Raw genomic sequence first — 18,307 nt, 5'->3', positions numbered from 1 at the left:
GTGGCGCTACGCCGTCCCGTTCTTGCGCATCGCCGCCCCGGGCACGCCGCCGGGCGCGATCACCTCGTGTGCCAGACCGACCTGTTCGAAGGCCGCCAGCACGCGGTCGAGCTCCTCGTCGGTGTGCGTCGCCATGTAGCTCGTCCGCATCAGCGACTGGCCGAGCGGGACGGCGGGGGGCACGACGGCGTTCGTGAACACGCCCGCCTCCAAGAGATCCTTCCAGAACGCGAAGCAGCGGTACATCTCGCCGATGACGACCGGGATGATGGGTGTCTGCGAGGCCCACACGTCGAAGCCCAGGCTGCGGAAGCCGTCGCGCATGTAGTCGGAGATCTCCGCCAGCCGGTCGAGGCGCTCGGGCTCCTGCTCCAAAATGTCGAGGCACGCGAGGACGGTCGCTACGGCGGGCGGCGGCATCGAGGCCGAGAAGATGTGGGTGCTCGCGGTGTGGCGGATGTACTCGACGACGGTCTCGTCGCCGACGGCGAACCCGCCGAGCGAGGAGAAGCTCTTCGAGAACGTGCCCGTCGTGAGGTGGACGCGGTCCTCGAGCCCGAACTCCGACGCCGTGCCCCGGCCGCCGTCGCCGATCACGCCGACAGCATGCGCGTCGTCGAGGATCAGACCCGCGCTGAACTCCTCCGCGAGGGCCACCAACTCGGGCACCTTCGCCAGCGTCCCCGACATCGAGAACACGCCGTCGGTCACGATCAGCTTCCCGGCGTCGGGGCGCTCGGTCGAGATCCGCTCCAGGAACGTCCGCAAGTGCGCCATGTCGCTGTGGCGGTAGCGGACGGTCTCGGCGTCGGAGACCTTCTGCCCAGCCAGGATGCAGGCGTGGTTGTCCTTGTCCGAAAAGATGACGTCGCCCCGGCCCGCCAGGCTCTGAAGGAGCCCCTGGTTCGTCATGTAGCCGGTCGAGAACAGCACACACGCCTCCTTGCGCATGAACGTCGCCAGCCGCTCTTCCAGCTCCAGGTGCAGGTCGAGCGTGCCGTTCAGAAAGCGGCTCCCTGTGCAGCCCGTACCGTACTTGTCGATGGCCGCCTTGGCCGCCTCCTGCACGCGCGGGTCCGAAGTCAGGCCGAGGTAGTTGTTCGACCCCGCCATGATGGTCTCCTTGCCATCCATGATCGCCGTCGTGCCCTCGTTGACCTCGATCGCCCGGAAAAACGGGTACAGCCCGGCGGCGTGGACCCTCTGGTACGTCCCGTCCGGGGAGAAAAAGGCGGTCGCCTTGTCGAAGACCGAGGCCTCGGGCCGCGCGTCGGGATCGATGGTGGGGCCCGAGGGCTGCTGGCCGAGGAAGTCAGGGACGGTCATAGAGCCGGGAGGGCGATCTGTCGAAGATACCCGGGCCCGGGCCGGCGTTGCGCAAAAGCGGGTGAAAGGCCCTACGCCGCGACGCGGTGTCGGGAGACGCCCAAGACGCGCTCGATGGCGTCGGCGGCCTGCTCGCGGCCGGCGACGCCATCGAGCGCGGGCGGCCGATCGTAGGCGTCGGCGCGGTCGAGGAACCGTGGCAGGTCGTCTGGGCGGAGCGCCCGCTCGACCGCCTCCCCGCGCCCCAGCGCGACGAGCGCGTGGGCGTTGACGGCCTGCTCGAAAAAGCCCCGGTTGGGGAGGGCGAGGATCGGCTTCCCAAGGTGCAAGGCTTCGGACAGGAGCGTGAACCCGGCCGTCGCGACGACGGCGCGGGCCGAGGCGAGGGCCGCCAGAAACGCCTCCCGCGACGGCGCCTTGCGCCGGATACCCGCTGGCGCAGGGCCCTCGCCGAGCCCGTAGACATCGGCCGGGACGCCCGCCAGCGCCGCCAGCATCGCCTCCATCCCGTCCCCCTCGTTGAGGTACACGAGCACCCGGTTTCCGCAAGACGGGCGCAGCGCCAGCACGTCGTCGCGCAGAATCGGGGGAACGAGGGTCGCCGTCGAGCCGCGCCGGAGCGGCGGGAAAAAGAACGACGGGACAATCGCGGCGGCGGGGGCGGACGGCGCCAGCACCCCGATGCCGAGCGCCGTCCCGAGCGCCGACATCCGGTGGCGGAGCGGCACGGCGGGGCGCGTCTCGGTGAGAATGAGCTGGTGGCTCAGCGCCACGACGGGCACGCCCACTCGGGGCGCCGCGCGCGCGAAAAACGGCTCGTGGTCGGTGATCACGAGGTCGGCCCCGGCGTCGGTCAGCCACGCCGCCGCGTCGGCGATGATCTCGGGGCTCCGCCACGTCAGGTCGAGGTTCTCGCGCGCCGTCGCCAGTAGGCGCACCCGGTTGGCGTGCAGCACCTGCCGGAGCCCAGGGACGCGGCGGACGGCGAGCCCGTCGGCCTCGAAGCGGTCGGCGGCCGGCGCGTCGGCGGCGAACGTGACCCGGTGGCCGCGCCCGACGAGCGTGGCGGCGACGGCGCGGGCGCGGGAGCTGTGCCCCCGGCCGTGGCCGCAGAGCGCGTAGACGAGGTGGGCCACCGCGACGGGTCTGTGTGGCGCCTCAACCCGAGCGCCGTCGCTGCCGTTCCGGCCCCGTCAGCGCGCCCGCAATGGGACGATCGCCCAGCGCCCGGAGGCGAACACGGGCTCGGCGTCGGGCGGCGTCGGCGTCCCCTCGCGGTCGACGAGCGCATAGTCGACGCCCCACGCCTCGGCGAGGCGCTGCCAGTCGGTCACGCGATTGGCGGCGTACGCCGCGTCGAGCGCCTCGGCGAAGGCGAATCCACGCGTCGGGCTGTCGGCGGCGGCGGGCGCGACGGTCAGGAGTCGGTCGTACCAGACGTGTGTCGACCCCTCTTGGAACGAGGTCGGCTTGTACGTGATGGCGACCGACCGGCGGCTGGCGGTGCGGAACGACGTGTTCGACGGCGGCACCACGAACAGGGCGTCGATCGGCGTGTTGGCCCGCGCCCACGCCTCGACGGCGACCTCGTCGGCGTCGCGGACGAGCGGCCCGGCCTTGGCCCGGAGCGGCCCGGCGGCGACCAGGAGGCCCGCCAGCGCGACGGCCCCAAGCGTCCCGCCCCACGCCCACCCCGGATGTCGGAACGGGGCGTCCGCCAGCGACCGGAGCCGGTCAGGAAGGGCGTCGAGACCGGCGGCGGCAATCGCGACGACGAGGAGCGTCACCAGCAGCACCGTCGTTTTGAACACCTGGAGCTGGGCTACGAACAGCGAGTCTGCGGCCTCGACGAGCGGCCACGCGACGCCGCAGACGAAGGCGACCGCCAGCCCGAACCGCTCGACAAACACGAGCGGCTGACCGCGCCGCCGGAGCCACGCCAGCGCGGCGACGCCAGGGACGGCCACCATCGCGAACCGGAGCCAGCGGTCGGCGCCGAACAGGCTCGGGAGGTAGTGGTGGGGGAGGCGGAGCTCGGCGATCAGGAAATACGACGAGAGGCCGTCGGCCGGGATCGGCGGGCCGGTCGAGCGGTCGTGCAGCACAAAGAGGACGAGCGGCAGGGCGACCACGAGGGCTGCGCCGCCGAGCCGGAGCGCCGTTGCCCACCGATCGCGGTGCGTCCCGCCCAGCGCCCCGAGCACGATCGCCAGCCCGAGCACGCCGGTCGTCAGCGCCCCCACCAGCAGCTGCAGATACGCGGCCGCGCCCAGGAGCGCGCCGCCTCGGATCGTTTTGCCCTCGATCACCCAGACGATGGCCGGCAACGCGACGGCCCACGCCAGCATCTCGGGCACGAGCGCGCGGAACGCCAGCGCGCTCCCCGACAGCGCCCACGTCGGCACCACGCCGACCGCCACGACGGTGGCCAGCGCCGCCGCCGGCCGCTCGACGCCGAGCGCGCGCGCCAGCCGGTAGGCGCCCGCGCCGACGCCGATCAGCCCTGCCGCTTGCACCGCGCCCACCGCCGCGCCGACGGGCATCCCGAGTGTCACGACCCGCAGGAGCCACAGAAACGGCGTCCGCACGGTGAACCGCCCGCCCTGCTCGACCACGAACCAGTCGCGTGGGTAGAGGTCCGGGTCGATCATCCGCAGCAACTGCGGCAGCATCTCGTCGTGGTCGCCGACGCCGTACGTCACGCCGTGCTTGACGACATACGCGAGCGCCGCGAGCACGGCCACCCAGCCCCAACGCGTCCAGCGGTCGCCGCTCACGCGAGCTGGGCCGACGCCCGGAGACGCCGACGGCGACCGAGCCGGAACCGGGTCAAGTCGTAGACGATCCGGGCGATCACGCCGGGCCGCGCGAGCGTCGACTCGCCCGCCACGCGCGGCGTGTAGACGACGCCGAACTGGGCCATCGTGAACCCCTCCTCGCGCGCCCGCGCCACCAGCTCGGCGTCGATGAACGAGCCCTCGCTGGTCAGCCGCGCCCGCTCCACGACCTCGCGCCTCGCCATCTTGAGCGCAAAGTTGACGTCGCGAACGGGGAAGCCGAGCAAGCCGTTGATGAGGCGGGTGTACGCGACGGACTGGACGTGCCGGACCATGCCCTCGACCTCGCGGTTGGTTCGGTAGCCCGTCACGAGATCGGCACCCGACGACTGCATCAGCTGCCACGCCTCGACGAGCGCGGCCATGTCGAAGGGCAGGTCGGAGTCGGCGTAGATCAGTACGTCGCCGCGTGCGGCGTCGAAGCCGGTCCGCACGGCCGCGCCCAGGCCTCTGTTCTCGGGGTGATGCACCGCCCGGACACGGTCGTCGGCAGCCGCCAGCCGGTCGGCGAGCGCGCCCGTGCCGTCGGTCGAGCCGTCGTCGACGAGCACGATCTCCCAGTCGTCGCTGATCCGGGCCAGCGGGCCGCGTGCCTGGGCGACCGCCGCTTCGAGGTTGTCGGCCTCGTTGAGGGCGGGCAGGACGAGGGACACGCGCGGCATGGCGGGAAGATGACGCCGGAACCCGGCCCCGTTGGGTCAAGACGCTGCGACGATGGGCGCGCTACGGGCGGAGCCGCCCGGCGATCCGAAGCACCGGGCTCGCGACGAGTCGGGCGATCGGCGCGGGCGCCAGCTGCGCCCCAAACCGGCGCTTGAACTCGGCGATCGACGGCGTATTCGCCCCGCAGAAGTCGAACGCCGCCACGCCCTCGGCCGCCAGCCGCGCTAGCACGTCGGCGACGAGGACGGTCATCGCCGGGCCCGGCGTGCTGCCCGCGATCCAGTAATACGCCGTCCGCCCGTCGCTGGCGACGACGATGGCGGCTTCGGTGGTCCCGTCGCGCGTGGCCGCAAACGTCCGCGCCAGCCCGGACGTGACGAACGCCTGCGCCAGCCCGGTGGCCGCGCCCAGGTCGATCCCCAATTCGGCGTCGCCGCGCGCATAGCCCTCCGCCATCAGGCGGACCGCCTCACCCGGATCGCCGTCGTCGGACACCACGAACGCGTCGGCGTCGCGGCGGACGGTGCGGCGGACGTTCGAGGAGAACCCGGCCGCGGGGCCGTCGCCCAGATCGAGGCGGTACGTCGAGCGGGGCGTGAGCGCCCAGCCGGCCCAGGCGTAGGGGCGGAGGTCGCCGGGCCCGAGCGCGAGGGTGGCCTGGTCGACGGCGTCGCCGAGCCCGGCGAGGAGGCGGTCGAGCGGGGAGCGCCGGGCGTGCGTGTCGGCCTCGCCGAGGGGCGCCGCCAGCAGGGGCGCGAGGACGGGGCACAGCGGGGGCAGCGAGGCGGCCACAAACGGCCCGCGCCGCTTCTCGAACACGGGGACGGCCGCGAGCAGCGCGCCCTCGTCCTCGACCGCCAGCACCGCCGGCGCCAGCCCGAAGGCGTCGGCGTACGCCGCGAGCGCCGCCGGGTGCGCGAACGGCGTCCGGTCGGGGCTGGCGTCCCAGAGCGCCGCGTAGCGCGGGTCGGCAGGGGAGAGGCGGACGGTCACGGGCGGGCGGGGCGGGCATCAGGGTCCTATCCGAAACGCCATCTCGACGTCGCCCGGCTGCACGGCCACTGCGCGTCGTCGCGCTGCATCGCCGATGCCGGTGCATCGTCTGTTTCGCGCTCCTTGCTCAGCGGCCGTTCGCTCGGGCTCCTTCTTCCCTGCTGGCGTTCCGGATAGGCCCTAAGCTACCCGCCATGCCCGACGCCCCCCCAGACTTCCCCGCGCCCGGCGCCGTCCCGCTCGGGCTCATCGGCGGGACCGGCCGCAGCGGCACCACGGCCTTGCGCGACGCGCTCGCGTGCCACCCCGACGTGCTGGCGTTCCCCGAGCTCCGGTTCGCCATCGACCCCGACGGGCTCGTCGACACGTACCGGGCGTTCGAGTCGGGCTGGAGCCCGTTCCACGCGGACGTTCGTTTGCGCCGGTTGGAGGCCCTGCTGGCGGCGGTCGCCGACGACGGGCCGAGGGCGTTTCCAGGCCGCGTCGCCCGCAAGCTGGGGCTGGGCGACGCCGTCGGCCGGGTCGCCGTGCCCGCGTACACCGGCCACCGCGCCCTCGAGGTCTGCCCGACCTTTCGCGAGCGCTCGCGCCAGCTGATCGACGCGCTGACGAGCTACACGTATGCCGGGGCGTGGACCGGGACGCCCGGCGGCGCTCGCGCCGAGATCCGCGTCGGCGGGCCCTACGGCCGCGTGGCGCTGGCCGAGATGGTGGGCGGCTTCTGGCGGGCGGTCGCTGCCGACAGCCTGGCGCACGCGGGCCGCGACTACTTCCTGGACAAGCAGACGTGGTCGGTCCTGTGGTTCGACGCCATCCTCGACCTGCTGCCGTCCGCGCGGCTCGTCCATGTCATCCGCGACCCGCGCGACATCGCCGCCTCGTACACCTCGATGGGGTGGGGCCCGTCGCGTCCGGCCGACGCCGCTCGCCTCGTCGCGGACGTGCTCGACCGGTGGGCGCACGTCCGCCAGCAGGTGCCCGCCGACCGCGTGCTGGAGGTCCGGCTCGAGGACCTCGCCGCCGAGCCCGAGGCCCGCTTGCGTGAGGTCTGCACGTTCCTGGGGATCGCGTGGCACGACGCCGTCCTCGGCTTCGACCTGTCGCGCGTCAACGCGGGCCGCTGGCGGGGGACGTTGGACGCCGAGGCCCAAGCGACGCTCACGCCCCACGTCGAGGCGTTCGGGTACGGAGAGTAGCGCCCTCCCGAGCCGGCCGATCCTTCGAAATCACAAGGTGATCCCCACCGCTGGAGGCTGGCGTGGGGGAATGCCGCTAGCGCGGGGCCGGGGGAAGCCCCCGATCGGTCCCCGATCCGCACGAAGACCGTCCGCGCCGGGGTCGGATCGCCAGCGAACCCCTACGTTCGCTGGGTCCTGCCTGGACATGGTGCCCGGCGCTACGCGTCGGGTCCGTCCATCGGTACCCAACCCGATACGGCCCCCCACGTGGTGCCTGGGTTTCCCCGACAGGACGACACCGGCGGCGGGCTGGGCCTTGGGCTCGCCCGCCGTCGTTGTATCTGATCGCTACGCGCCGAGCCGGGCGTGGTCCACCATCAGGCAGCGGTCGGCGACGTAGGGGAGCCCCGCCTCGGCCGCCAACTGCTCGGCCTCCGGCGAGTGCACGCCGATCTGGGTCCAGACGACGGGCGCGCGGCCGGTCCGCTCAGCCCGGTCGGCGGCGTCGCGGACCACGTCCGCCACGAACTCCGGACGGCGGAACACGTCGATCACATCGACCTCGATGTCGTTCGGGATGGAGACGAGGTCCGGGTAGCAGGTCTCGCCCAGGATCTCCGTCTGGTTCGGGTTGACGGGGATCATCCGGATCCCGACCTCTTGGATGTAGCGGGCGATCCGGTGGCTCGTCTGGAAACTGCGCGGGGAGCACCCGACGACCGCGATCGTCCGGGCCGCCCGCAAGGTGTCAGCGATGTCGAGCGAACTCATAGCGGGGGGAGCAACGTAGGAGGGCGCCCAACGCCCGCCGCCGCCCCGTGGATTCAACCCTCATGCCTGCCTCGACCGCCGCCCCCGCACCAGAGGCCGTTCCGCCGACCGGGCTGGCGCGTCTGGGCCGCGTGCTCCCCCTCGTCGAGGCGGCGTCGCGTGTGGCGTACCGGTGGGCGGGCGCGGGCGCACTGTCGGCCGTCGCCGTCGGGGCCGCCGTGGCCGAGGCGAGCGTCGCCGTGACCGCAAGCGGCGGCGCGGTGCTGGCGGCGGTCCTGGCCGTCCCCGCCGCCGCCGTGGCCCTAGCCGGGTGGACGCTGGCGGACCTCGCGTCGCTGCCCGGCCAGGTCCGCACCGCCGCTCGCGCGACCGTCGCCAGCGGAACGGGGGGAAGCGCACTCGGTCGTTTGGTGCGCGCCGTCTGGGCCGCGCGCGGGCTGGCGCTGACCGCCAAGGGCGGGTGGCTCAAGGCGCTCGGGGCCGTCCGGTTCGTCCGTCTAGCCAGCCTGCCGTTCGCGCTGGCGCTCGTCGGGCTGAGCGTGCTCAACGGGGCCGTCGTGCTGGCGGGCCTCGTCGCCATCGTGGTTCTCATCCTCTAGTCATGCCCGAGTCTGTCCCCTCCGCCGTCGTTCACGAAGCCTCGGGCGTCGCCCGCTTTCTCCGAGCGCGCCTCAGCTGGGGCGCTCGGTACGGGCTGGGCCTCACCCTCGCCGTCGTCGCCACGTTTGGGGCGCTGGCGGCGTTCGTCGAACTTCAAGACACCTACTCCGATGCGGGTGGCATCGCCGACGTCGACCGGGCCACGATGGAGCTGGCCCGGTCGATCGTCAGCGACGACCTGACGCCGCTCGTGGTCGGGCTCACCGACAGCGGGAGCACGGTCGCGTTCGTCGTTCTGGTGGTGACGGTGGCGATCCTGCTGTTGGTGTTCCGGCGCCGATGGGAGGCGCTCCAACTGGTGCTCGCGTCGGGGCTCGGGGGCTTCGTCGTGCTCGGCTTGAAGACCGTGTTTGCGCGGCCTCGTCCGGCGGAGCAGGTCATCCAAGCGACCGGCTTCAGCTTTCCCTCGGGCCACGCCTTCGCGTCGACGGTGTTCTACGGGACCGTGCTGACGATCGTCTGGCAGATCACCGACAAACCGTTGTGGCGGGCGCTCGCGGCGGTTCTGTGCCCGCTGATGATCCTGGCCATCGGCCTGAGCCGGGTCTACCTCAACGTCCACTACGTGACCGACGTGCTGGCCGGCTTCGCCTCCGGCTTCGTCTGGCTGACGGCGGTCTACCTCGTGGTCGACGGCGTGGAGCACCGCCGCAAGCGGGCCGGGCAGGCGGAGACGAACCGGGCGCAGCACACCGTGGACGAAAGCGAGTAGGGCGCCGGAGAGCGCGAACGCCCGTGCTCTACAGGCTCTCCACCGCCCCCCCGGCCACCCAGCCTTCCCAGTCCTCCGCCCACGACGGGGATGCCAGCAGCGCGCGGGCGTCGTCGGCCGGGAGGGCGTGGGCGAACAGGAAGCCTTGGCCGTGCGTCGCGCCCGCCGCCCGCAGGGCTCGGAGCTGACCCGGCGTCTCGACGCCCTCGGCAACCGAGATCATTCCGAGATCGTTGGACAGCCCGACCACGGCCCGGACGAGGGCTCGCGCAGAGGGGCTGTCGTCTAGGTCCGAGACGAACGAGCGGTCGATCTTGAGGGCATCGACGGGGAGCGCGTGCAGGAGACCGAGCGACGAGTAGCCGGCCCCGAAATCGTCGATGGCGAGCCGGAGCCCGTGGTGGTGGGCGGCGTCGACGACCTCGCGGGCGGCGTCCACGTCGATGAGCGCGCGCTCCGTGAGTTCGAGGACCAGGCGGTCCGGCGGGAGCCCGGCGGCGTCGGCCGCGGCGCGGGCGTGCGCGGCGAGGTCGGGCGCGAGGAACGTGCGGTCGGAGCAGTTGACGCTGACGTACGACAGGGCGTCGACGGCCTCGCCGCCCCAGTTCGCGACGGCCTCGCAGGTGCGGTCGAGGATCCAGCGGTCGAGGTCGGAGACGAGGCCGAGCTCTTCCGCGAGCGGCATGAACAGACTCGGCGCGAGCGGGCCGAGGTCGGGGTGGTGCCACCGAGCGAGGGCCTCGAACCCGGCGACGCTGCCCGTCGCGAGGTCGACGACGGGCTGGAAGTACGGGACGATCTGGCCGCGTGCGGCGGCAAAGCGCAAGTCGTGCTCGAGGCCGAACCGCAACGCGGCCTCGCGGTGCATGGCGGGCGCGAAGACGGCGAATTGGCCGCGCCCGGCGCGTTTCGCGGCGTACATCGCCGTGTCGGCGTCGCGGAGCAGCGCGCCCGGGGCGTCGTAGTCCTGTGCGTCGGCGACGACGCCGATGCTGGCGCCGGGGGCGACGGTGCGGGCGCCGAGGTCGAGCGGCCGCGCCAGGGCATCAAGCAGCGTTTGCGCCAGCGCGGGGGCGTCGGTGGTGGCGGTCACCACGCCGAACTCGTCGCCGCCGAGCCGGGCGACGACCGCGTCCGAAGCCGCGAGCGCGGCGCGCAAGCGGGCGGCCACTTCGCGCAAGAGCCGGTCGCCGGCCTCGTGGCCCAGCGAGTCGTTGACGACCTTGAAGCGGTCGAGGTCGATGAACATGACCGCGAACGGGGCGCCGGCCGAGATCGCCCGCTCGATCCGGTCGCGGAAGAGGGTGCGGTTGGGCAGCTCCGTCAGGGCGTCGTGCGTGGCCTGGTGGCGGAGCCGGGCCGACATCCGGCGTCGGGCCGTCACGTCGCGCGAGACCGCCAGCAGCCCGCGGGGCGACCCCGCCTCGTCGGTGAGCACGCTCGTCGAGACCGACACGAACCGCTCGCGGCCGTCGGGGGCGACGTAGACCAGCTCCCCGTTGCGGGCGGCCTCGCTGCGGAGGGCGGCCTCGGGCGTGAGGTCGTCGGCGACCGAGCTCTGGTCGTCCGGGAGCGCGTAGTGGACGACGTCGGCGAGTGCGCGGCCCAGGACCCCGTCGGCGCGGTGGCCGTGGAGCTCCTCGGCGCCCTGGTTCCAATACGTGATGCGGCCGGCGAGGTCGATCGCGACGACGGCGTCCGAGACGTGGGCGAGCACGTCGGCCTGAAAGCGCCGCTTTTCGTCGGCCTCCTTCCGAGCGGTCACGTCGCGGATGGCCGTCACGCGGACGGCACGGCCCTCGTGCTCAGCGCGGCGGCCCTGGACCTCGGCCCAGAACCGCGAGCCGTCGGCCCGGATGCACACGCACTCATAGGCCTCGGCCCGGTCCGTCGCGATGGCGCTGGCGACCGATTCGTGCCACTCCTGGGCCACGAAGGTGGTGGCGCCCAGGCCGACGAGGTCGGCCCCCTTCTCGAACCCGAACAGCAGAGCGGCCTGCTGGTTGCCGTCCACGACGACGCCGTCGATGCTGTAGACGATGCCTTCGAAGGTGGCCTCGGCCAGCGCGCGGTGTCGGGCCTCGCTGGCGGCCAGCGCGCGCCGGGCCTCGGCCTGCTCCGACACGTCCACGGCGACGCCGACGAGCCCGGTCACCGACCCGTCGGCGCCGCGCACGGGGCGGGCCTGGCTGGCGAACACGACCCCGCACACGGTGGCGTCCCACGACTGCGGCTCGCCCGCGAGCACCCGGCGGATGGGCGCGGCCGCCTCCACGCCGAACACGTCGTAGACGGACCGCCCGATGACCTCGCTGGCGTCGAGCCCGAGCGTGCGCAGCCCAGCGCCCTCCGACATGGTAAACCGGCCGTCGGCATCGATGCCGTAGACGATGAGCGGCGCCTGGTCGACGACGCTCGCGAGCCGGCCGGCCTCGTGGGCGATCCGTCGGTCGCGGTCTTCCCGCTCCAACACGCCGCCGATCCAGACGGCAAACAGCCGGGCGAGGTCGTGGTCGGCGGCCTCCAACGGGATCGCCAGGGGCTCCGCCGATGAGAAGTTGAGGGTGCCCCATACAGCGCCGTCGACGCGGATGGGGACGCCGAGGTAGCTCTCGAGGCCGAACTCGCGGTGGCAGGGGTGCGCCTCGACCTCGGAGCCGGTGGCCCGGACGATCTCGAGCAGGTCGCCGCGTGCCAGCGTCAGGCTGCAGAAGGTGTCGCCGAGGTCGAAGACGGTCCCCGGCTCGATCCCGGTCTCCGGCGCGTGCGCCGCCGCGACGGTGTAGCGCGTCCCGACGATGTGGCTCAGCAGGCCGATGTCGTAGCCCAAGAGGTCCGTCGCGAGCCGGAGCGCGCGCTGGACGCGGTCGACGAACGCGCTCCCGTCGTGGGCGATGACGTCGGCGAGCAGGCGGAGCCGTTCGGCGTGGCGGTCGGGCGGGGGCATCGGTCGGGCTGGATCGGCTGGCTTCCCGTGCACGCGCCGTGCCGAGCGGGACGGGCCGCCGCGGATGCTCCCGAATTCGCCCCCTCGCAACGCGTTTCGGGGAAGCAGTGGGCGCCCGTGCGCGCCGGCGGCTCGCGCCGATGCTCCGATTTTCCCCTCCGGGTTCCCTCTTTTCCTCCTCCGCCGCGATCGCCGCGAGCCGCCGCTGTCGCCCGAGTCGGTCAGGGCTCCCGCACCACGGCCCCGTCACGCGGGGCTCGCGAAGGGTCCCAACTCGAACCTGCGTGCCGCTCCATCCCGTCCCTACGGCCCGGGACGCTGGCGCCGAGCGCCTTCGCACGCGCAGGATGACGAGGGGGGACCTGACCGAGTCCTTGGGCCAAGCTGCCCGGCGACGTGCAGAGCGACGCGCTATCGGCGCTCGGCGTCGCGGTGCGCTTCGGGGTGGCCGCCGGGCGGGACGCCCGCCTCGAAGCCGTCGGTGTCCTCCCAGCCCGGAGCCGGGAGCCGACCCAGGGCCCCGAAGTCGCCGATCATGCCGATCTCCGTGCTCAGGCGGTAGCCCTGCTCGCGCTCGACGGTCTCTTGCACGTAGCCGATGAGGTGCCGCACGTCGCGGGCCGTCGCCCCGCCCGTGTTGATCAGGATGTTGGCGTGGCGCTCGGTCACCATCGCCCCGCCGATGTGCGTGCCCTTGAGCCCGCACCAGTCCGCCAGCCGCCCCGCGCCGACGCCGTCGATCTTCTTGAACACGGACCCGGCCGAGGGCTGCGTGTCGAGCGGAGGGTGGCGAGCCCCGCGCCACTCCAGGTTCGCGTCGATGGTGGCCTGGAGCACGGCGGGGTCGGCCGGCGCCAACTCGAAGGTGGCGCTCAGCACCAGGTCGTCGGTGATGTGGAGCGTCGAGTAGTCGTAGTCGAAGTCGAACCATTCGCGGTCGACCGTCCGGCGCGAGCCGTCGGCGCCGAGCAACTCGGCCTCGGCGACCACCTCGGCGATAAACATCGTCCGCTCGCGCTCGGGGGGCGGGGAGAGAAAGTGGAGGTTCTGCCACATCGCCCCGCCGACGGTCGACGGGATGCCCGCGTAGTGCTCGATGCCGCCAAGCCCGGCGGCGACCGTGGCGTGGATAAGGTCGGGCCAGACGACCGCTCCGCTCTCGGCCGTCACGCGCCCGCTCGCCGAATCGATGGTGACGTGCGTCGCCTTGTTTCGGATGACGACGCCCCGGAAGCCGAGGTCGCCGACCAAGATGTTGGCCCCGAGGCCGAGCACGAAATACGGCACGCCGGTTCCGCGTGCGGCGCCGACGGCTGCTGCGAGCTCGTCGGCGGTGTGGGCCTCGAAGAACACGTCGGCCGGCCCGCCGATCTGGAACGTGGTGTACGGCGCCAGCCGGTGGTCGCGGCGGACGCGGGCCGGGTCGAGGCCGGGGACGCGGGCCACCAGGGCGTCGCGGAAGGCCGCCTCGCGGCGGGCCCGCTCGGCGGGCGCGAGCGGGGCGTCGGGGGCGGGGGAGACGAGGGCCACGGGCGGGGAGGGGGGAGACGCCTCCAGTTTAGTCCGCTCGCGCAGGGCCCGTCGACAAAGGGCCGTGAGGACGGCGGCCGACTCCCTCGCAACTCCGGGCCCCCAACGTCCCGTACTCTTCTCAATCTCCCCTGCTCTCCAATGGCTTCCCGCATTCAGCTCCCTCGCCGTCCCCCCTCCGTGTCCCGCCCCGGCATCCTCGTCGGTCTGGGTGCGCTGTTGCTGATGGGCATGGCGGGATGCGTGGCCACCGTCATCGACTCGGGCCAGCGCGGCGTCAAGTACAGTCGGTTGACGGGCACCGACATGGACGCCGTGTACGGCGAGGGCTTGCAACTCGTGTGGCCGTGGGAGCGGATGATCGAGTACGAGGTCCGGATTCAGAACGCCGACGAACGGATCTCGGTGCTGTCCTCGAACGGGGCCACGATCGGGATGGACGTGTCGGTGCGGTACCACCCCGAGGCGTCGCAACTCCCGGAACTGCACACGACCTACGGACCGGAGTACTACCAGCGCCTGGTGCAGCCCGTCGTGCGGAGCGTCGCTCGCGAGGTGGTCGGCCAGTTCGAACCCGAGGAGCTCTATTCGACGCGGCGCGAGGAGCTGCAGACCCAGATCGAGACGCGCGTCCGGACGGCCATCGGCAACGAGTCGATCGCGTTGCAGGACGTTCTGATCCGGGACGTGGAGCTCCCGGCGCAGGTCCGCGAGGCCATCGAGGTCAAGCTGCGCGAGGAGCAGCGGGCCCAGCAGGTCTCGTTCTCCATCGACCGCGAGCGCCTGGAGGCGGAGCGCAAGCGGATCGAGGCCGATGGACAGGCCACCTATCAGCGGCTCATCACCGAGAGCCTGTCGGCGCAGTACCTCCGCTACGAGGGGATCCAGGCGACGCGGGCGTTGGCGGAGTCCGAGAACGCGAAGGTCGTCGTCATCGGTGGGGAGGACGGGCTGCCCCTCATCCTGGGCGGGCAGTGAGTGCCGACGCCCCTGGCGGCGACTTCTACCCCCGTGTCTACGAGGTCGTCCGGCGCTGCCCGCCGGGCCGCGTCACGACGTACGGCCGCATCGCGCGAGCGCTCGGGGCGCCACGCGCGTCACGAGGCGTGGGCTGGGCCTTGAAGGCCATCGCTGGCGACGCCGACCCGTTCGACGTGCCCTGCCACCGCGTCGTGGACCGCGAGGGCCGGCTTTCAGGCCGGCGCCACTTTGAAACGCCGACCGTGATGGCCGAGCGGCTGGCGGCGGAGGGTGTCTCGTTTCTCGGTCCCGACCAGGTGGACCTCGCGGCGCACCTTTGGGACCCGGTCGCCCCCGGTTCCTGATCGGGCAGGGCAATTGTCGGTCCGCCGTTCAGGCCGGGCGTACGTCCGTTCGGCGTGTACACGGGGCTCTCTGGGCACATGTCGCCCACGGAGTTGCGGGATGAAGCTATTATTGTGACTGGACGAACACCCCGCGGAGACGGCCCTTGAAGGGCCTCCGAAGAGGCGGGCCGCCGGCCGGCTTCGCCGCGTCGGTGCCCCTCGACTGACTCCCCCGGGGGAGCTCGCGACACACACACCACCCCACCATGACCTTGACTACCCAGCGCACCCATCGAGGTGCTCTCGGCGGAGCGCTCCTGCTCCTCCTCGCTCTGGTCGGCGCCGCCCCTCTGGCGGCCCAGACCGCGACCATCTCCGGCAACGTCGTTGCCGCCGACTCCGGCGAGCCGCTCATCGGGGCGGCCGTCCAGGTGGTCGGCGCCGCGCGCGGCGCGGCCACCGACATCAACGGCGACTACACGCTCGACGTGAACGCCGGCACGCACGTGCTCCGGGCGTCCTACACGGGCTACGAGCCCCAGGACTTCACCGTGACCGTCGCCGCGGGCCAGACCGTCACGCAGGCGTTCACGCTCGACCCCGACCTGACGGGCTTGGACGAGATCGTCGTGACCGGCGCGCTCTCCTCGCGGAGCCGCTCGCGCTCGGAGGTCGCCGTCAGCCGCATCGACGCAGCCGCGCTCACCGATGTCGTGCCCTACAACGACTTTTCGCAGCTCGTCTCGGGCAAGGTCTCGGGCGTCTCCGTCCAGCCCTCCTCGGGCAACGTGGGCGGCGGCATCCGCTTCAACGTCCGCTCCGGCGGCGGCCTCAACGGCGCCGGCCAGCCGCTGATCTACATCGACGGCGTTCGGATCTCGAACTCCCAGTACACCGGCGGCTTTATCGGCACGGGTGGGCAGGATGTCGGCGTCCTCTCCGACATCAACCCGGACGACATCGCCTCCATCGACATCCTGAAGGGGCCCGCCGCGGCGGCTCTCTACGGGACCGACGCCTCGAACGGCGTCGTGCTCATCACGACCAAGAACGGCCAGGTCGGCGGTTCCGCCCAGTCGGCGGCCCCGTTCAAGATCAACTACCAGTACGTCACGGGCCAGAACACGCAGCAGACCGAGTACACCGAGCTGACGGCGGACCAGACGTTCGAAGCCGCGAATGCCAACTTTATCGACGGCGGCATCCAGCAGCACACGGTCAGCGTGTCCGGCGGGGCCCCGAGCGTCCGCTACTTCGCGCAGTTCGACACGCGTGACGAGGAAGGCATCATGCCCGGCAACTTCCAGAACCGCCGGAGCCTCCGGGCCAACTTTGAGGCGTTCCCGCTCAACAACCTGTCGGTCTCCGCGAACGCCGGGTACACGTTCAACACGGTCGGGACGCCCCAGAACGACAACAACCTGTTTGGGTACCTCGGCAACACGCTGCTCTCGACGCGGCCGTACAACTTCACCGACTCGCTGGCCATCCGGGCCATCGACACCCGGCTGCGGACGAACCGCTTCCTCGGCTCGTTCGACGTCCGGTACACGCCCATCGACAACCTCCAGCTCTCGGGCAACATCGGAGTCGACGCGGCGGACTCGCGCCAGGACCAGACGTTGCCCGTCGGGTTCACGTACTCGGGCGTCCCGGGCTTCGGCTCGCGTCGGCTCGGCACGCGGGAGAACGACCAGATCTCGTTCCAGGTCGACGCGCGCTACGCCTACGAGCCCGTCGAGAGCCTCGAGATGACGACCTCGGTCGGCGTCCAGGGCTTCGACAACCGCCGCCAGTTCTTCGACTTCGACATCGACAACTTCCCGACGTCGCTGATCACCGACGCCGGCTCGGGCTCGGACTACCAGCAGGCGTCCGAGTTCTTCGCCAACGAACGCCAGCTGGGCCTGCTCGCCGAGCAGTCGCTGTCGTTCCAGGACACCTACTTCGGGGCCTTCGGCGTCCGGAACGACTACTCGTCGGCGATCGGCGCTGAAGCCCCGAGCGTGGTGTACCCGTTCGGCCGCGTGGCCGTCCGGCTCGACAAGTTCGCGGCCGTCCCGAGCGCGCTGTCCATCTTCAAGCTCCGCGCCGCCTACGGCGAGAGCGGCCAGCTCCCGGGCGGCGCCGACGCCATCCTGCTCCTCTACGGGGCCGAGGTCGGCGGCGACGGCGCCGGCGCCACGCCGGTCAACATCGGCAACCCGGCCATCGAGCCGGAGCGCGTCGCGGAGTTCGAGGTCGGCACCGACATCGAGATCTTCGACCGCATCGCCCTCGAGTTCACGTACTACAACCAGAACGCCTCGAACTCGATCTTCCGCCAGCTGATCGCTCCGTCGACCGGCCTCATCGGTACGCGGCCGGTCAACATCGGCGAGATCGACGGGCAGGGCATCGAGTTCCAGATCTCGGGCACGGCCGTCCGGACCCGCAACTTCGGCCTCGAGCTCGGCGCGATTGCCAACTACTCGACCAACGAGGTCAAGTCGATCGGCGAGTCGCAGCCCGACTTCGACGGGTTCGACGCCAACGTCATCCGCGCCGGCGTCTGCCTCGACGACCCGAACGTCCCGGCCCCGCTCTGCACCGGTGAGGTGACGGGCGGCCTCCCGCGCTCGGCGTTCTACCTGACGCCCGTCAACGGCGCCAACTTCAACGACGACGGCACGTTCGCCGGCACCAACGCCGGCATCACGGACGCCAACCGGGCCGACTACCAGGCCCGGATCGACTCCGGCGAGTGCGTCGACCTCCCGGGCACGAACGATGACCGCTGCTTCATGGGGATCCCCTACCCGGAGTGGAACGGCTCGTTCACGGCCAACATCACGCTGTTCCAGGACTTCACGGTCTACGCCCTGGCGGACTGGGCGACGGGCCTGAGCGTGTTCAACAACACGGCGCTCTTCCAGGCGCTCTTCGGCAACAACTTCCAGCGGAACCAGCTCCGTGACCAGCTCGGCATCGGCTCGACCGACGACATCACGGACCTCACGCCGGGCACGGCCGAGTACATCGCGGCCGCCGAGGCCTACGCCCGCACCTCGGGCAGCTTCGACGCGAACTACCTCGAGGAGGCCGACTTCCTCAAGCTCCGCGAGATCTCGGTCCGCTACAACCTCGGCCGGGTCATCGGCGAGGTCCCTGCACTGGAGCGCGTCCGGACGGCGAGCATCGCGTTCTCCGCGCGCAATCTGTTCACCACGTCCAAGTACTCCGGGCTCGACCCCGAGGTCAACTTCGCGGGCGCGACCAGCCAGTCCCGCGGTGCGGACTTCCTGACGCTGCAGAACCCGCGTCAGTTCTTCCTCACCCTTCAGCTCGGCCTCTAAAGCGACTGGCGAGACCGGGGGCCGCCGCAGTGCGGCCCCCGACCGCCA

At 72.2% G+C, this 18,307-nt stretch carries 14 protein-coding genes; 6 read left to right on the top strand and 8 right to left on the bottom strand.

Annotated features, from left to right (window positions below; all coding sequences use genetic code 11):
* Positions 1 to 6: 6 nt before the first annotated feature.
* The 5 genes from ACLII4_RS14920 to ACLII4_RS14900 form a co-directional block, all read right to left on the bottom strand.
* The gene (locus ACLII4_RS14920) at positions 7 to 1,326 is read right to left on the bottom strand and encodes an aminotransferase class I/II-fold pyridoxal phosphate-dependent enzyme (protein WP_412068195.1); all 1,320 of its coding nucleotides are present in this window, start codon (positions 1,324 to 1,326) and stop codon (positions 7 to 9) included.
* 71 nt (positions 1,327 to 1,397) lie between these two features.
* A complete protein-coding gene (locus ACLII4_RS14915; RefSeq protein WP_412068194.1) occupies positions 1,398 to 2,462 on the bottom strand; it encodes a glycosyltransferase family protein in 1,065 nt (354 codons plus the stop codon).
* A gap of 57 nt (positions 2,463 to 2,519) precedes the next feature.
* Positions 2,520 to 4,103 carry a DUF6798 domain-containing protein gene (locus ACLII4_RS14910; RefSeq protein ID WP_412068193.1) on the bottom strand — a complete coding sequence of 528 codons (1,584 nt, stop codon included), beginning with the start codon at positions 4,101 to 4,103 and terminating at the stop codon, positions 2,520 to 2,522.
* Complete coding sequence (locus tag ACLII4_RS14905; RefSeq protein ID WP_412068192.1) at positions 4,100 to 4,825, bottom strand: glycosyltransferase family 2 protein; 726 nt, start codon at positions 4,823 to 4,825, stop codon at positions 4,100 to 4,102. The genes ACLII4_RS14910 and ACLII4_RS14905 overlap by 4 nt, the downstream gene beginning before the upstream one ends.
* A 61-nt stretch (positions 4,826 to 4,886) precedes the next feature.
* Positions 4,887 to 5,819: a GNAT family N-acetyltransferase gene (locus ACLII4_RS14900; RefSeq protein ID WP_412068191.1), complete on the bottom strand. Its 933-nt coding sequence runs from the start codon at positions 5,817 to 5,819 to the stop codon at positions 4,887 to 4,889.
* Positions 5,820 to 6,013: 194 nt separating this feature from the next.
* Between ACLII4_RS14900 and ACLII4_RS14895 the strand changes: the two genes are divergently transcribed.
* Entirely contained in the window at positions 6,014 to 7,015 is a 1,002-nt protein-coding gene (locus tag ACLII4_RS14895; protein ID WP_412068190.1) for a sulfotransferase family protein, read from the top strand.
* A gap of 330 nt (positions 7,016 to 7,345) precedes the next feature.
* Here ACLII4_RS14895 and ACLII4_RS14890 read toward each other — a convergent pair whose 3' ends face one another.
* Positions 7,346 to 7,768 (bottom strand): CoA-binding protein, encoded by a 423-nt coding sequence (locus tag ACLII4_RS14890; RefSeq protein ID WP_412068189.1) that lies wholly within the window; start codon positions 7,766 to 7,768, stop codon positions 7,346 to 7,348.
* 62 nt (positions 7,769 to 7,830) lie between these two features.
* Between ACLII4_RS14890 and ACLII4_RS14885 the strand changes: the two genes are divergently transcribed.
* Both ACLII4_RS14885 and ACLII4_RS14880 read left to right on the top strand, forming a co-directional pair.
* On the top strand, positions 7,831 to 8,367 hold the full coding sequence (locus ACLII4_RS14885; RefSeq protein WP_412068188.1) for a hypothetical protein: 537 nt from the start codon (positions 7,831 to 7,833) through the stop codon (positions 8,365 to 8,367).
* A gap of 2 nt (positions 8,368 to 8,369) precedes the next feature.
* Complete coding sequence (locus ACLII4_RS14880) at positions 8,370 to 9,140, top strand: phosphatase PAP2 family protein (RefSeq protein WP_412068187.1); 771 nt, start codon at positions 8,370 to 8,372, stop codon at positions 9,138 to 9,140.
* A gap of 28 nt (positions 9,141 to 9,168) precedes the next feature.
* On the opposite strand, the gene ACLII4_RS14875 is transcribed toward ACLII4_RS14880, so the two are convergent.
* Positions 9,169 to 12,087, bottom strand: a complete 2,919-nt coding sequence (locus ACLII4_RS14875; protein WP_412068186.1) for an EAL domain-containing protein — start codon at positions 12,085 to 12,087, stop codon at positions 9,169 to 9,171.
* A 411-nt stretch (positions 12,088 to 12,498) separates the two neighbouring features.
* Complete coding sequence (gene murB / locus ACLII4_RS14870; protein WP_412068185.1) at positions 12,499 to 13,617, bottom strand: UDP-N-acetylmuramate dehydrogenase; 1,119 nt, start codon at positions 13,615 to 13,617, stop codon at positions 12,499 to 12,501.
* Between the two features lie 180 nt (positions 13,618 to 13,797).
* On the opposite strand from murB, the gene ACLII4_RS14865 reads away from it, so the two are divergent.
* From ACLII4_RS14865 to ACLII4_RS14855, 3 genes are all read left to right on the top strand, one after another.
* Entirely contained in the window at positions 13,798 to 14,595 is a 798-nt protein-coding gene (locus ACLII4_RS14865) for a prohibitin family protein (RefSeq protein ID WP_412068184.1), read from the top strand.
* Entirely contained in the window at positions 14,592 to 14,942 is a 351-nt protein-coding gene (locus tag ACLII4_RS14860) for an MGMT family protein (RefSeq protein ID WP_412068183.1), read from the top strand. Before ACLII4_RS14865 ends, ACLII4_RS14860 begins: the two co-directional genes overlap by 4 nt.
* A gap of 248 nt (positions 14,943 to 15,190) precedes the next feature.
* A complete protein-coding gene (locus ACLII4_RS14855; protein ID WP_412068182.1) occupies positions 15,191 to 18,259 on the top strand; it encodes a TonB-dependent receptor domain-containing protein in 3,069 nt (1,022 codons plus the stop codon).
* The last annotated feature ends 48 nt before the right edge of the window (positions 18,260 to 18,307 follow it).

It is taken from the genome of Rubrivirga aquatilis, from assembly GCF_046845665.1.
In the GTDB taxonomy this organism is placed as follows: Bacteria; Bacteroidota; Rhodothermia; order Rhodothermales; family Rubricoccaceae; genus Rubrivirga.
Note: the sequence above shows the minus strand (reverse complement) of the source record. Positions and strands in the feature narration are given on the sequence as shown.